The 16,578-nt window shown below is 43.5% G+C and carries 7 protein-coding genes and 2 tRNA genes; 1 reads left to right on the top strand and 8 read right to left on the bottom strand.

The window, feature by feature from the left end:
* Positions 1-5: 5 nt before the first annotated feature.
* From PATL_RS11435 to PATL_RS11460, 5 genes are all read right to left on the bottom strand, one after another.
* Positions 6-1,280 (bottom strand): hypothetical protein, encoded by a 1,275-nt coding sequence (locus PATL_RS11435; protein ID WP_011575043.1) that lies wholly within the window; start codon positions 1,278-1,280, stop codon positions 6-8.
* Positions 1,277-1,900: a condensin complex protein MksE gene (locus PATL_RS11440; protein ID WP_011575044.1), complete on the bottom strand. Its 624-nt coding sequence runs from the start codon at positions 1,898-1,900 to the stop codon at positions 1,277-1,279. Before PATL_RS11440 ends, PATL_RS11435 begins: the two co-directional genes overlap by 4 nt.
* Entirely contained in the window at positions 1,897-5,598 is a 3,702-nt protein-coding gene (locus PATL_RS11445; protein WP_011575045.1) for an ATP-binding protein, read from the bottom strand. Before PATL_RS11445 ends, PATL_RS11440 begins: the two co-directional genes overlap by 4 nt.
* 727 nt (positions 5,599-6,325) lie before the next feature.
* Positions 6,326-6,402: transfer RNA gene (locus PATL_RS11450), tRNA-Met, on the bottom strand.
* A gap of 834 nt (positions 6,403-7,236) precedes the next feature.
* Positions 7,237-7,313, bottom strand: a tRNA-Met gene (locus PATL_RS11460).
* Positions 7,314-7,723: 410 nt separating this feature from the next.
* Between PATL_RS11460 and PATL_RS11465 the strand changes: the two genes are divergently transcribed.
* Positions 7,724-10,015 (top strand): sensor domain-containing protein, encoded by a 2,292-nt coding sequence (locus PATL_RS11465; RefSeq protein ID WP_011575046.1) that lies wholly within the window; start codon positions 7,724-7,726, stop codon positions 10,013-10,015.
* 199 nt (positions 10,016-10,214) lie between these two features.
* Here the strand turns inward: PATL_RS11465 and PATL_RS11470 are convergent, their stop codons facing one another.
* The 3 genes from PATL_RS11470 to PATL_RS11480 all read right to left on the bottom strand — a co-directional run bounded on the left by PATL_RS11470 (position 10,215) and on the right by PATL_RS11480 (position 16,405).
* Positions 10,215-11,750, bottom strand: coding sequence for a methyl-accepting chemotaxis protein (locus tag PATL_RS11470; RefSeq protein WP_011575047.1), 1,536 nt, complete (start codon positions 11,748-11,750; stop codon positions 10,215-10,217).
* A 290-nt stretch (positions 11,751-12,040) separates the two neighbouring features.
* On the bottom strand, positions 12,041-13,036 hold the full coding sequence (locus PATL_RS11475; RefSeq protein WP_011575048.1) for a response regulator: 996 nt from the start codon (positions 13,034-13,036) through the stop codon (positions 12,041-12,043).
* Between the two features lie 36 nt (positions 13,037-13,072).
* Positions 13,073-16,405 carry an MHYT domain-containing protein gene (locus tag PATL_RS11480; protein ID WP_041714417.1) on the bottom strand — a complete coding sequence of 1,111 codons (3,333 nt, stop codon included), beginning with the start codon at positions 16,403-16,405 and terminating at the stop codon, positions 13,073-13,075.
* Positions 16,406-16,578: the final 173 nt, after the last annotated feature.

Below are 16,578 nucleotides of genomic sequence, written 5' to 3' on the forward strand. Positions count from 1 at the left end.
AAATGCTAGCTCGCGGCCTGAAAATCACCGAAGAAACGCATGCCTAATTTAACATCTTGGATAATGTGCAGGTGGTTAAACGGACTCTTGCGCGCGCTGTCTTTTTCCAGCATGAAGCTTTGCTTATTTTGTTGCGGTAGGCCTTCGTATTCAGCCACAATCTGAAACAGCCACATTTCAGGCTCCCACGGCAGCTCATTCTCGGCGAGGTAATCGACCCCGCTGATCGCCGCGCTGCTCTCAATGACATGCAAGAAGAAATCTTCAACATCTTTGGCCAACTGCTTTTGCTCTGTGGCCACCAAATCTTGTACTGACGTGGCAAAGCCTTGAGTTTGCTTTTCTGAATGCGACTCAGGCACTAGATCTCGCGGGATAGCTCGGGCAATTTCAGCCAGTGCATAACTGTCTTGTGGCCTATCAAGGGCAACAAATGCTTGTGCAATGATACCGTGAGCTTGATTGATCACAGCGGGTACTTGACTGCGGTTTGGGTAATCCCCGACTTTGAAATTTGGGTGTTGACGTAAAAACGCACTCATTCGATTGACCAACAAAGCGCGCTCTTGTTGATGACGGAAACGCGCCATTAACAACACCAAACGTTTTTGTACTTCCAGCAAAGAGCCCGAATGCTCGGAGATACGCGCTTGTAGTTGACTCACGAGGAGTTTTCGTAGGCCGCCGTCACTGCCAGCAAGTTGAATTAAATCATCAAAGCTAATGATTTTGAATCCATCGAGAATACGTCTTAATTGACGCTGTGCTAGTTCAATTTCAAGAATTTTATCATCTAGACTGCTGACAAAACCAAACTCGGTATTAAGCCTATGCCAGAGGCTTTCTATGGCATCGCCAAATTGCCCAGTCATATCATGCACCCGCTCAGTCAGCAGTTGCATATGATGCTCACTTGCTGCGTAGTCGCCTTTTTGCCTAGCGGCTTGCAACGACTGCACTCGGGTATGAATTAAGTCTAAATGTTCGCCCACGTCAGAGTTGATCTGACGTTTGCGCTCATCTTGGGTTAACCCAGCGATGAGCTCATTAACATTAGGGCGTAAACTCAGGGGTTGCTGCTCATCTGGGCGCCATAAAATACGCCCATTGATTAACTTTTCAAGCGCCTGTTGGCTAAAGCTGCTTTCATCCACATGGCCTTGCAAATAGCCTTGCATAAGGGCTTCTGCATGTTTGCCAATCAGCTCTAGGCGCTCTTTGCCCAGTTGAAATAACGGATTGCTCTGGGCATTACTTTTGCCTTCGTTGATGTTGCTCAAAACATGGCCTCTTGCTCAGGAGCATCTTCGTCAATGGGCACATTTTCTTCGTCTTTTATAAAACGCACTAATTCGATAAGTTGCTCGACTTTACCGGTCACAATATAAAACAAGCGGTCTTTATGGGGCTGATAGATGTAGCCCAATTCTTTGATGCGCTTAAACACTTGCTTGATCTGCATATCAGCTTTGTCACTGGTGGACTTAAAAAGCTTGTCGTTAGATAACTGCCCTAACCGCTGAATAAGGGATTGGTTATCTACCACTTTTGATTCAAAGTCTTGCAATTTGATGGTATCCCCTGCACTTAGTGCACCATCGCGTCCCATGGCTTCTTGCACCAATTGCATCCATTCGAGCATGGGTAACAATGATTGCACCGTCGCATTAAATTGCTGACTGAGTTGCTGCCGCGCTTGTTGATTAAGCTCGCAATAGGCTAAGAAGTACACGGCGCCGTCTTCACTTTTCGCCACGCGGCGATTGAGAGGGCGCAAAAAATGATTTAGATCTTCAACCAGTTGTTCGTTTTGCAGTTTATGAAAACTGTGCTCGTCAGTCACCGCACAAATAAACTCGCCTTCAAGTAAACGCTCGAGTAATGGGCCATTTTCTATCATGCTGTCACCTGTGGATTTTTGTTATCTGCTGTGTGGTTAGCATTGCTGCTGGATAGGCTATTTTGTTGCAAGCGTTCAGCAATACGACTGAGCTTAGGCTCTATCTTCTCAAGGCGTTGGCGCTGCTTATCGATTAAGTATCTGTGTTTAAACAACATCAATACATCAGACTCAGGGTTAGGAAACGCCCCTAAAATATTGATGTGATTGGTATCACAGGCAGCGAACAGCTTTTCAACGTTGTGATAGGCAAGCGTACCAATTTCATCGATAGGCCAATGGATATCAATATTCGCTTGGTTTCTTAGCAAACGCGTAAAAGCCAATAAGAACTTACACAAAATCAAATACGCCATACCATGACTGGATGACTCCAGTAATTGCCTGTCATTTTTAATCACTAAATCTGAGCCGCCTTCATTTAGGTGCAGCTCTAATCGCAGCAAAGACTCAATGCTGTAATTGGCATCGTTTGGCAGCACTTCAACCACATCGGCTAAAGTATCTAAGTAGGTTTCACTGGGCAAAAAGGCATCGGATTTATTCCAGTTATCATACTGCTCGGCAAAGCGTTTAAGAGGAGTCCAGAAATTCAGTTCATCCACGGTGGAGATAATCTTTACCTCTGAGCGGGCGATCCCATCTAGGGTCAAATCATCTGATACTTCGTCGGTGAGGCGTTTACTCTGCAGTGAGATCTTACGGTTAATATCGCTAAACACAGTAAAGAATTTATTTAAATCCCCGCCTATGGTTTCACCCTGCTCAACGATTTGTCGCTGACGAGAGGCTAAAATACTCAATAAACGCTGCAAAATAGGTAGGCGGTCACGCACGTTGGCATCTTCATCAAGCACGCTAAACGCTTGTAGCATGGTATCTAAAAAGTCTTTGCCGGCATCTTTGCCGAGATTCGCTTCAAACTCTGACAAAGCCTCTTTAAGTTTTTTCTCACCGCGGCTGCGACTCTCAAGCGCCTCGGTACAGCGACTAATACGCTCGGCTTGATCGCCTAAATTAATATCGCTTTCATCATTCGCTTTAAATGAAAAGGCAATATTGGCTAATTGGCGCACCATAGGTTCAATTTCGGTGATCAATGCACTGCAGGCCGATAAGCGTTTTTCAATCGCTGACAAGGCTTGGCTTAACTCAGTGCGTTTGTTTTGGTATTGACGTTGCAGCGTACTTTGTTGCTGAGTTAGTTGCTGTGCAGATGCTTTAAGCTCGGCTTCTTGCTCAAGTAACATTGGGCGTTGTTTCAGCCAATCTGACTGCATAAATGCTTTATATTCGTTTAGCTCTTCGCGGCGACTGGTCACCGTTTGAATTAAGCTTTTTAGGCTTTCGGTTTTCTGTTTGAGTGCCTTGAGGGTATTTGGGTCGATATCTTTGTTAGCAAGCTCTTGGTTAAATGCCTCTTCAAGCTGTTTAATTTGCTCACGATTTTGCTGACGTTTCTGCTCAACTTGCTTTTCTAATTCATCTATTTGCTCATCAAGCACAGCCACTTCATCTTGCCAACCAGATTTAAATTCAAGCAACTGCTCGTCGTAATCGGATTTAAGCAAGGCAATGGCGTCAGCTTTTTGCTCAAGTATTTGCTTTTTCTCTTGCAGTAACGTGTCTAGGGCCGCTTGTGCTTGTTGACGACGTTTTTGTAGGACGATTTTGAGCTCGTCTGAGTAACGCTGCTTAGCGCTTTGGGCGTAACTGACTTCTTGTTCAGCTTGCTCAAAGGCACGATTGCGCTCTGCGACTACTTCGCGCTGCATTTCAGCTTCTTGATGCAATTGATCAAGCTCTGCTTCAGCGCTTTTTTGTTCTTTTTCGGCTGCTAATAAGTGTTTAGTTGCTTGCTGAAGCGCCACGCGCAATGCGGTTTCATCTTGGGCATAAGCGGGGGCATCAATCACTGAGGTATCTAATTGCACACCCAATAAATGTTGTTCGTCTGAGGTCTCTACTAACTTAGGGGAAAGATCTTTTCGCTCAAGCAAAGGCTCGACAATCAATTTCCCTATGGATTGCTCCCAACCGGGTTTATTGTCTCGTAAAAATTGACGTAGGCTGTCTTGCTCAGGGGAAAGCTGCTTATGCAATTGTTGTAGATGATCTTTACTTTGGCGGGTAGCAAGACGGGCTCTGTGTAGCGTTTTGTCAGCTTCATCACGTTTGTGCTGGCACTGCTGATGCAAAGCTTCAGCTTGTTTTTTAGCACCAGAGCTTTGTTGCCATGCTCGCTGGGCGAGCTCTAAACGTTTATCGGCCAGCGCCCCATTTTCCATTTCTTCATCGGTGGCAGAAGCGTGCTTCGCTTGGTGCTCTTGGCGCACAATACTGCGCTCAACGTCCATCAGCTGTTGTTCAAACTCTGACCCTTGCTGCTCTTTACGCTGCTCGAATTGGCTGCGCAGAGCGCTTTCTTTTTCATGATGGGTTTGACGAACAGTTTCTTTTTGCTGCCTGATGACCTTCACGCTTGCCTGATTTTTACGAGATAGGCGCTCTAATGACTCAGATAATTTAAATTTCTGCTGCTCAAGTTGGCTTTGCAGATCTTTGTGTTGCTCTATGAGTAAGTTGTATTGCTCTAACGTTTGCTCGTATTCTTCCCGCGTTAGGGGTAATGCATCCATGTCTTTTTGCAGCTGTTCTATATCTGAGTCTTGGTACTTTTCGTACTGCTGCTGCAGGTGATCTAAACGAGAGGATTTGGCGGATAATTGCTCGTTGGTTTCACTGAGCCGGCTGTTCAGTTCACCTTCTGCTTGCTCGAAGATATCTTTTTCAGCGCGTTGCTGGGTTTTATAGTTGTTTTTCTGTTCCTGCCCATCGGCTTTTTCTGTGGTTAGGTGCTGTAAGTCTTGTTCCAGTAACGGCTTCAGTAACAACAATTGCTGTTCAATGACATTGAGCTGCTCTGTTTGCTCCTGAATTTTTTCGTAGTCACCCTGCATGCTTTGCAAACGCATGGTTTGGCGCATTTGGGTGATCCACTCACGGGCTTTGGTGTTTTTTACTGTCGTGGTGGGTTGTACTAAACCATCTTCTTCAAAAATGGCTGCCAGCATGGTACGCAGAGTATCCATCTTGCCTTCTTTAGCATGTACCGCACTGACTAGCTTTTCCATGTGGCGTATACGATGCGCACTAGACACCAAGCTGTATCGGCTTGCCAGTTGCCTTAACTTGGTGTTTTCACGTCCTGTTCCACCCACACTGGCATCGTTTTGAATAATGCCGCGAAATTCACTGGTGGCTTGAATTTTATGAGAGAAGTCTATTTGTAATTGCCTGAGCTGCTTAATCCATTGCTCTGGCAGCATCGCTTGCGCTTCGCCGTTTTCCATTTCAACAAGAATTTGCTCGCTCTTATAGGGCGCATCAATAAGACGATACTGCACCCCATCACTGCCTTTGCGCGTTAACACCACCTGACATTCTTGACCGTCTTCGCGCTGATATTCGTAAATTAAATAGCTATTGGCGTGAGGCAAATAGAATTCATCGAATTTTTTACGGGTCTTGGGCACCACTTTACTGGGAAGCTCGCCATAAAAAACGGGGATCAGGCGTTGCAAAGTGGTTTTACCCGATGCATTGGTGCCACAGATATTACTGTGACCAGATACGTCAAGTTCAACAAAACCAGGAAGGTGACAATTAATTAGAATGATGCGGTGTAACCCAGGCATAGACGTCCTTTACTCAGGGGTAGAAAACATAAGCCAAACACATTGGCTAACTTCGTAACCCTAAATTTTACCTAGATTTATGCCGCTTGAATACCTTGAATATGAGTGTATTAACAAAGCTTGGTGATTAACGGATAGGGTTATAGACAGTGCGGATAAAAATTCGCGTTCTAACAAGTGCGCTTATCTGTGCAAATAACTACTGCTTTAATGTGTCAAAGCACGCTAGGTGTGAACCGTTAGCGTTTAGTTCATCTCAAGCTTGCAGTTCCTATGACCTTTCACGAGGACAAAGACCGATCCCGAGGCGAATTTGTTTTGGCTTTTACTTTTTACTTTTTACTTTTTGAAATAGTAAGAATTAACTCTGAAGTATCGGTTGGTTGCGGGAGCAGGATTTGAACTTACGACCTTTCGCGGATATGAAGAGCGAGTCCGAGAGCGATTTAGTTTTGGCTTTTTACTTTTTGATGTAGTAAGAATTAATTCTGAAGTATCGGTTGGTTCCGGGAGCAGGATTTGAACCTACGACCTTTCGCGGATGCGAAGAGCGAGTCCGAGGGCGAATTAGCTTTTGATTTTGGAAATATAAGAAATAAAACTGAAGTATCGGTTGGTTGCGGGAGCAGGATTTGAACCTACGACCTTTCGCGGATACGAAGAGCGAGCCCAGAGGCGAATTAGCTTTTGATTTTGGAAATATAAGAAATAAAACTGAAGTATCGGTTGGTTGCGGGAGCAGGATTTGAACCTACGACCTTCGGGTTATGAGCCCGACGAGCTACCAGACTGCTCCATCCCGCGTCCGATGTGGTGCAATATATAGAGACGTTCAGCGCAATACAAGAGAAGTTTTACTTATTGATACTGACTGCTGGTTTATCCCGCAGTTCGTGCTTATTTTAAGCGTTTAGCAGAAAATAACTCCGTTGATAAAGACCACGCCTGCTGCTATTACGAGTTAATCATTACCAAAGAGCTCTCACACCATCACCCACATCAATTTAAAACACCTTTCAATCAACTCTTATACTGTTTATACCCATATTTCAGTGAGGATCGCAGATAAGGTATTTGATGTGTTTAACGATATGCCTTTATATCGATTAGTTTGGAATGTGAATTACGTTCTAACAACTCTAGGGGTCTACACAATTTAACGCATAGGTTTTGTTGTCTGTGTAAGCAGGATTTGAAATATTGGGCTTTCGTGGATACCAAGAACGAGTCCGAGGGCGATTTAATTTTGGCTTTTTACTTTTTGAAATAGTAAGAATTAATTCTGAAGTATCGGTTGGTTGTGAGAGCAGGATGTGATTATACAACCTTTCGCGGATGCGAAGAGCGAGCCCGAGGGCAAATATGCTTTTTTTTAACTTTTTTGAGAATAAATCTGGCGGTATCGGTTGGTTGCGGGAGCAGGATTTGAACCTAAGACCTTTCGCGGATACGAAGAGCGAGCCCAGAGGCGAATTTGGTTTTGCTTTTTGAGCTTTTTTGAGAATAAATCTAGAGGTATCGGTTGGTTGCGGGAGCAGGATTTGAACCTACGACCTTTCGCGGAGACGAAGATCGAGCCCGAGGCAAATTTGGTTTTGTTTTTTGAGCTTTTTTGAGAATAAATCTAGAGGTATCGGTTGGTTGCGGGAGCAGGATTTGAACCTACGACCTTCGGGTTATGAGCCCGACGAGCTACCAGACTGCTCCATCCCGCGTCCGATGTGGCGCACTTTATATATCTTAATTGGCTATTGCAAGTACAATCAACAACGATTTGTTTAAATGGTCACTTATCATACAAACCGAACATTTTTTAAAGCAATACATAAATTCAGACGGTTCGTATACATTTTTTGAATGCTTTGTTGCGCCAGTCGCACCTATTAAATATAGCCCATGAAGTTACGTACTTAATTTCTGTAGAGATACAACAATTACTCGTGTGCTTATATGTTGTACTAGACGCGATTACAACTCATTACAAAATTTTCATTTTGTTACAAATTACTTTTTTAATCGAGCGTTTTATTTACCATCACCTCTATAAAATGTGAATGATAATCAGTAACATAGTCGAAAATTCAGTGTTGTAACCAAGTACTACGTATAGTTGGTCAGGATTTATATGTCTTTCATCGCTCGCCTTAAGTTACAACTTAAAGATTATTTCTATCTACAAGATGACTACTCCCCCTTAGCCAGAGTCGAAGCTTGGCGCATAAGCTCGCTCCGCATCATGCTCGTTTCGATTTTACTCTTGTGTTCTGTGTTTGTAATTCAAAGCGCCTGGCAAAGTGTGACAGAAAAAATAGCCTATGTTATCCCCATGTCCCTCACCTTTTATATTGCATTGACCGCTATGCTTTTCATCTCCCGCCGTCACTATTACTTGAGTTCTTGTGGTTTGATTGGCTTAATAGTGTTGGCAGCAATCAGTTTCAACGCCACCCAGAACAATCAAACCTTATCTATGCTCGGCCCTGTCGTCATGTACTCTACGCCATTTGTTGCTTTTATTTTATTAGGCTGGAAGGCGGGATTGTTTTGTATTTTTCTAAACTTTTTACCACTGTATATTTTAATAAACCAGATTTCATTAGCAGATTATTTCACCCCTTTTCCAGTACTAAAACATGCTAATTATTACTTGCATGTCATCTTGTTCGTTTTTACCAATATTTGTATTCCGTTGGCCATCGCTCGAGCGAGTATCGCAGCAAAGCGAGGTAACCAATTTAACATTGAGCGTAATCAAATACTCACTAGCCAAAACCAGTTATATCACGCTCTTTTTGTCGATGCTCAGACCGCGAAAATCATCGTTGATAACAAAAGAAATATTATTGAAGCCAACGACGCTGCTATCTCTCTTTTGCGCAACAATTTGCCTAAACAGTTTATAGGAGAACGAGTCGACAGCATTTTTCCGGAATTATCAGAACAAAATGACAAACTAGTTGTTAATCGTACTTTAGGCGCAAAAATGAAAGTACTCGAATTGAGTGCTCAGTCGATAAACGATGAGTTACACACCTTGATAACGATTCAAGATGTAAGTGCTAAAGCATTACTTCACAAGACTTTGGCGGTGCAAACCCAAGCAAGACAACGCCAGAAGCTATATGACGAGAACATTGGCTTGCCGAACCGACAATGGTTAGAAAATAAACTTTCAGCCAATGCGGCGCAATTCAATACTGTCATTTCGTTATGTGCGATTAGAATAAACAATGCTCACTTTATTGAACAAAAATACGGTTTCTTATATTTGCCAAAAGTGCTTAAAAGACTATCAACGATATTAAGTGAGCAAATAGGTGATCGTAGTTGTATTGCAGTACTTGATAAACACAGTTTAGGTTTTGCGATTTCCATTCTGGATGATGCAATCATCAAAAGTGCAATGCAGCAAGTGGTTTCAACACTCCCTAGAAGTATAGTGTTTGATGATATCTCCATACACGTTGATTGTAAGGCTGGGGTAGCTACTCATCAAATAGACGAAGATGTAAGCCAGTTAATCAATAACGCGCTGCATGCGGTGACAGATAATGACGCGGTGATAAACTATTATGAAACTGGCAGCCAACAGCGCTTCATTGAACATCAGGAAATCAGTATTTTACTTAATGAAGCGCTATCGAACGACGAATTATACGTGGATTACCAGCCTAAAGTGCGCGGCGATGGCACCATCATTGGTATGGAAGCGCTGCTGAGGTGGAATTCCCCCATCATTGGTGGCGTATCCCCAGGGGTATTTATTCCTATCGCTGAGCAGTCTGGTTTAGTGTTGCGACTCACCCGTTGGTTAGTCAACCACGTATGCATGCAGATAAGGCAATGGGAAGACGAAGGGCTGGATATTGTGCCTGTTGCGATTAATATTTCGGGCCCCGACCTAGATCAGCCTGATTTTAAAAAGTACCTAATTAATTGTGTGGTTGAACAGAACATCAAACCTCACTTCATCGAGCTTGAATTGACTGAGTCGGCCAAAACCCGAAATATCCCCGACGCCATTGCCACAGTGCAATATTTAGCAAGCTTTGGATTCTGTATCACCTTAGATGACTTTGGTGTGGGCTACTCTGGCTTATCTAAACTAACCAACTTCCCAGTACAAAGAGTAAAAATAGACCGCCAGTTTATTACTAATATTCAAAGTGACGCTAAAAATGCACAAGTTGTCGAAGCTATTGTGGCCATGTGTAAGGTGTTTAAGATTGATGTATTAGCTGAAGGCGTTGAAGACCTACGAGAAGTAGACTGCCTATTAGAAATGGGGTGTAAAAGTTTTCAAGGTTTCGCTTTCGCCCGACCAATGAGCAGACAGAACATCGCAAAATTGATAGACAAGACGCAAATGCCAAACGTAAAGCTGCCATTACAACGTAAAAATATGATTAACAATTAATTCTCTGCTTTAAATGGCAGCGTTGTTGGGGCAATTACATTTAGTGAAAGCTAACCTGCCCAATTCAGAATAATTAAAATAAGTTCATTCGTGCCACTTACTCAAATTTTTGCTTAATATCCGGTACGCTGGTCCAACTGTGATTAAATCATTCCTATCGAACAGCGTTCAATGCTCATAGGAATGATTACACGGACAATTAACCGAATGTTAGGCCCATTGCGGCGAGTGCTTTAGAACGCATTGATATGGATTGTGCCTCCTGCTCTACCCTTTCCACTTGTTCAAGATTATGTTTAGAGGCATCACTGATATTAGTAATGTTCGAACTGATACTGGCTGCGGTTGAACTTTGCTCGTCAGCGGCTATGCTCATTTGACTAGCTGATTGTGCGATATCACTCACATCGTCATATACTTTGTTCACCAAATCTTGAGTTTGTCTTGTTTCTTCAACGCAAGACTGTGCCGCGTTCTTCCCTTCATCTAACGTCTGTGACCACGTTAATAAAGTGCTTTGTATTTCTGAGACCGATGTCTGAATTTGAGTCGTCGCATTATGCGTTCTGCTAGACAAAGCACGCACCTCATCTGCTACAACTGAAAACCCTCTTCCGTGCTCCCCTGCTCTAGCTGCTTCTATGGCGGCATTTAAGGCAAGCAAATTAGTTTGGTCGGCAATCCCTTGAATCTCTTGCATAACATCATTAATGCGATCAGCTTCTTCTGCTAACGATGCCGCAGAGCCAGCAGATTTAGCCACATCAGTGGCTAAATCGCCAACTTTGTTCATGGTGTTAGACATAGCATCTGTTGCTTGGCGGCAATCTTGGTGAACACTGGTCACTTTTTCTGATGTGTGGCTAATATTACGAGTCACTTCATTGATGGATGCCACCATTTCCTCAACCGCAGTGGCGACTTGAGTTAATTCATATGCTTCATCTTCTACGCTTTTCTTCGTTCTCATTACGGCTTGCTGTAAAAACTTTACACCCGCATCTAAGGATGAAGTGCTATCAACCACTCGTCCGAGAATGGTGCTCACTTTCCCTTCTTGCATTTTCAATGCAAAAATACTAACCCCTGCGATCCCATCTGATGCGAAAATGGCACGGGAGACACTGTCATATTGAGCTCGTAGAGATCTTGCGTGGCGCCGCACATAAAGCAACTCCCCCTTAAAAATGACATAGGGTAGAGGAAAAAGGAACAGAGCAAAAAAAGGAGACACAAAAGTTAATGCAATGAACACTGTTGCTAAAATACTATAGAGCATGTCTTTGGCGCTCCATTTATCATCGAACCAACCAAATGCATTGCCCCCTTTATTCAATTTGGCATACAGTTGTTGCGCTTTCTTTTTGTAAGGCCCGATAAGGTGGGTTCTTACGGACTGGTATCCCTTGAGTTCACCTTCTTCAAAAACAGGCGTAACGAACGCATCGACCCAATAATACCCACCTCCTTTGCACCGGTTTTTTACCGCTCCTCTCCATGCTTGTTTTGCCTTGAGTTTCCCCCACATGTCAGCAAATGCCGCTTTGGGCATGTCGGGATGTCTAACTATGTTGTGGTGTTGACCAATCAACTCTTCGCGAGAAAATCCTGAAACGTGACAAAAGTGGTCATTCACATATTGAATGATGCCGTTAGTGTCAGTCGTTGATACTAATTCTTCCCCGATTGCTACAGATACTTCACGCTCAATACTATCGTTCCGCACTTTACTCATGTTAGCTCCTTGCTATAGCGTCTAGTGATAATCAGTGCCTAGGGATTGATAGGAATTCATACACTCACACTCATTTCTTTGTTTCTATCTGCATTTATAGTGGGTATCGACAAGCGACTCAAAAACTATACTAAAGTCTATGTTATTTTAAAGGTTATCAATAGGAAAGATGTCTAAATTGAAAATGAAGTGACGTTTCGTTAAGTCATTAAAAACAAAAATTTAATCATATTAAAAGTCAGTACAAATATTACTAGAACATTTAACCGGTCATTTACTGACTCAGTGGTTTATTCGTCTTGCCAGCGGTGCTTAATTTCTAAAATTTCAGGCAAGCAACCTTTAAATAAGGCAACAAGAGCGGGATCAAAATGCTTACCACTTTGTGCATGAATGAAATCCACTGCCTCTTGTACGGGCCAAGCATCTTTGTAAGGTCGTTTACTTGTGAGTGCATCGAACACATCAGCTATGGCGACGATACGGCCCTCCAGAGGAATATTTTCTCCCTTTAACCCATTCGGATAGCCTGTGCCATCCCATTTCTCATGATGTGTTAGTGATACCGTTTTCGCTAGCGCAATCAGATCTGAGTCTGAATCACCCAGTATTTCAGCACCGATTTCCGGGTGCGTTTTCATAATAGTGAACTCTTCATCGGTTAATTTTCCCGGCTTGAGCATGATGCTATCCGGAATACCGATTTTACCTATGTCATGCATGGGCGCTGCGTGCAGTAAATTGTCGGCAGCGGTTTCGGTCAAACCATAGGCCAACGCCATAATTTTAGAATAATGACTCATGCGCAAAATGTGGGTGCCTGTTTCATTATCTTTGTATTCTGACGCCCTACCCAAACGTTGGATCACTTGTAAACGGGTTCGCCTTAACTCATCAGCTTGTACTAAAGATAAATGCGTACGCACTCGCGCCTTAACAACCGCTGGTGAAACCGGCTTAGTGATGTAATCAACTGCACCGACATCGAATCCTTTGGCTTCATCAACTTCGTCATTTAGCGCAGTAACGAACATGACCGGAATCGCTCTTGTCTGTCGGCTATCTTTGAGACTTTTACACACTTCGAATCCTGTCATACCGGGCATCATGACGTCTAATAGAATTAAATCGGGTAAATCCCGCTCTACCAAGCGCAGCGCTTCTTCACCACTTTTGGCAAACGATAATCGGTATAGATCGCCAAGGATCCTCTTTAGTACTCTTAGGTTAGCCGGCTCATCATCGACGATAAGTACTTTTTGCTTGGTATTATGCTCACTTAACATGGTGTAAATTCATTCTCTTAATTCTTTGGACGTTTGTTACGACAGACTCGACATACTAAGCTGTTGTAATTGATGAACAGCTTGTTCAAATTCAAAATCATCTAATGCGTTTTGTATGCTTTTGCATCTATCCAATATAGTCTTATTTGCACCGTCAACCAGTGCTTGGGCTGTCTCTTCGTCGTATTCATTGTTTTGCGCTGAAGTTATAAGCGTTTCAATAATATCGACAAGCTCTTTTTTACTGAGTGTTTCATGGTTGTCTAGCTGAGAGTCTGTATCCGCTCCAACTTGCTGGGTGGCCAAGTAGCTATTTATTGCATCGAAGGCGCTATCGATATCCTTAAACACACTACCAAGATCTTGTGTGTTTTTTATCATTGCGCAGCGCTCTGCATCACTGATTAAATCGCTCAGCTGGGTTAGCGCTAGATTGCCAGTCAGCCCTTTAAAAGTATGCAGCTTGGTTTGTATCTCCTGCCAATTAGGAGCCACTTGCATGCGCCCTAGTGCAACAATATTACTTTGGTTGTTTTCCATGAACGCGCTAACTTCTTTGAGCCAAACGCTTTTATCGCCCCACAAACTGATCCCCTGGCGTTCATTTATTACATGTGAATCATTAGAATTGACCTCAGTAGGGTCTTCAATTTCACAGCTTAAATCGACTCCCAAAGCTTGGGCAATTTCTACATTTAAAAGCTCTATATCAACGGGCTTATTGGCAAATCCATCCATCCCTGCGTCTAAAGCAGCTTGTTTGTCCTCGGCTAATACGCTGGCGGTAAGGGCAATGATCGGCAAATAGGGCAAACTTTCAGTCTGCTCTTGTTTACGCCGCTCTTTTGCAGATGTGAGGCCATCCATGATGGGCATCTGAATATCCATCAATACAAGGTCAACCTTTTCGCTACGCATCCTAAGCAGTGCCTGTTTACCATCGCGAGCCGTCACAACCGTATGTCCTTGACGCTTCATTAACAGTGACAGCAGGTCGATATTTTGTTGAATATCATCAACAATTAACATAGTTAAAGGGGGTAAAGTACAGCGCTGATAAATCACGTCCATTGACTCATCAGATTTAGGCGGCGCGAGAGGCAAAGAAAACGAGAAACAGCTTCCTTTACCAAACTCACTGGTTGCCGATATTTTACCGCCCATGAGTTCAACAAGTTGTTTGCTGATCGTCGTTCCAAGGCCAGTGCCTCCAAAACGCCTACTCATACTGGCATCGGCTTGTCCAAAGGCATCAAATACCAAGGCTAGCTGCTCTGGCGTCATCCCTATACCAGTATCACTTACCGAGAAGTCAATACAGCCGCTCGGTTTTACGCCTATGTTGATATCAATTCCGCCCTCTAAGGTAAACTTGATTGCGTTGCCAACAATATTAGTCAGAACCTGCCGGATCCTGTCCGGAGCGCCGTGAAATTGATTCTCCACGGCTGGATCAATATTGACATTCAGATACAAATTTTTGTTGCTTGCACCAAGCCAAAGCGTTGAAACAACTGAGTCAACTTCTTCTATTAATGAGAAGTCGCGCATCTCTAAATCAAATTTCCCTTTGTCTAGTTTGGCGCTGTCTAAAATGTCGTTCAAGAGGTGCAGCAAGGACTTTGCAGATTTATTTATTGTAGTAAGGTGCTTTTTCTGGTCAGGCTCAATTGCATCATCTAACAAGATGTCACTGAAACCGATGATCGCATTCATCGGGGTACGGATCTCGTGGCTCATATTGGCTAGAAAAGCAGCCCTCGCAGAAGCAGCTTGTTCAGCTTTGTCCTTGGCTAAGAGTAATGATTGTTCCATTTCCTTACGTTCGGTGATATCCATGATAAAGCCATCTAGCCATCGTTGCCCTGACTCCTCGTCATCAACATGTGTACCATAACCAAGCAACCAACGAATATCGCCCTTTGCATTGTATATACGGTATTCCAGTTGAAATTCCCCATGGGGAAGTACTTTTTGCGTAATATCCGCAATATCGTCTGGGTGAACATGTTCATAAAAATGGCGCTTGGGATCAGGCGAGATGTAATCTTCCGCTGGATAACCTGTTATTGATTCAACCGCGTCACTGATAAACACCATGGGCCAGTTTTCCATATTCTTGCAGCGATAAGCAATACCTGGAATATTGCTGATCAAAGAGCGAAATTGTGCTTCGCGTTCGCGCAGTGCTCGCTCCATTTCGATGCGATACCGCAAGTCGGACATAAATGCCACGAAATGACTTTCTTTATTTAACCGAACATGACCTATTGCTAAACGTATCGGGATCAAACTGCCATCGAAGTGCTTAATAAGAGCGTCTCTTCCTCGACCTAAAGCATGGCCATTGTCCTGAGTACGATCGATAAGGTACTGATTAAATTCGTTGATATTCTCCTTTCTTATTAACACGCGCACATCTTGTCCAATGATGTCGTCAGAACGACAACCGACTAACTGGCAGAATGCGTCATTGGCGCTGTCTACAATGCCGTTACTGTCAAACCCTAACACCCCATCCACTGACGTGTTTATGGTTGCACGCAACCGTGCTTCATTTATTCGTGCTTTCTCAGTCAACTCTTTATATTTAAGCACCATGTTTGAGGCCAGTACGAGCACGATAATCCCAATGGTAATAAGCGCCACAGTGAAGCCTAAATATTGAGAAATGTACGCGCTTTGACTTGAAAATTCGAAACCTGGGGGGCGAACAAATCGTGCGGCTGCCATGCCTATATAATGCATGCCTGAGATAGCTAACCCCATAACGATTGCGGAAATGACGTTACGATAAACTTTACCGTAACGCATAGTATCCATGAAGGTCAGCCCGAAGCGGATCCATAGCGAGAGCATTGAAAATACCACGGCAAAAACTATAGAGAGCGCGAACGTACCCAGGTCGTAACGCAGTTTTGGCGCCATTTCCATCGCACTCATGCCTACATAGTGCATAGTACCGATACCTGCCCCCATCAGAATGCCGCTTACCAGCAAACGATTCACAGAAACTGTTTTACGGGTGATGGTCGTCAGCGCAACCCAAGACGCTAAAATACTTGGTAGAGTTGAGGTAGCCGTGAGGCCAGCACTGTAGGCAATAGGTGTGCACAAAGAAAACGCCAACATACCGACGAAGTGCATCGCCCAAACTCCCCCGCCTAAGGCTACACTGGCTACGAGGGACAAGATCCTTCTTTTAACAACATTTTCCATGTAAGCACTTTGAGATGCGACGAGCATTGCCATGAATGACGCAAAAATCGCCAAACCGACTGATACAATAAGCAACATCAGGTCAAATTCGCCTACGATCAGTAAATTGTCGTCTACGGGCGCAAACATTGTTTTTACAGCTTCATACATAAATATCGGACAGATAAAAAGGACAGAATAGATGCTTAAGGTATCGACTTTTAACCCTGTAACACCAGCTTTAATTTTGATAATGGTATGAAAAACCATATCTTTACACAATGGCAGTGAGAAAGATGATAAAATTTCCCACTTTCTAGATGAAAAGTATTTAAAATCTGCTG

This window comes from Paraglaciecola sp. T6c (genome assembly GCF_000014225.1).
Classification (GTDB): Bacteria; Pseudomonadota; Gammaproteobacteria; order Enterobacterales; family Alteromonadaceae; genus Paraglaciecola; species Paraglaciecola atlantica_A.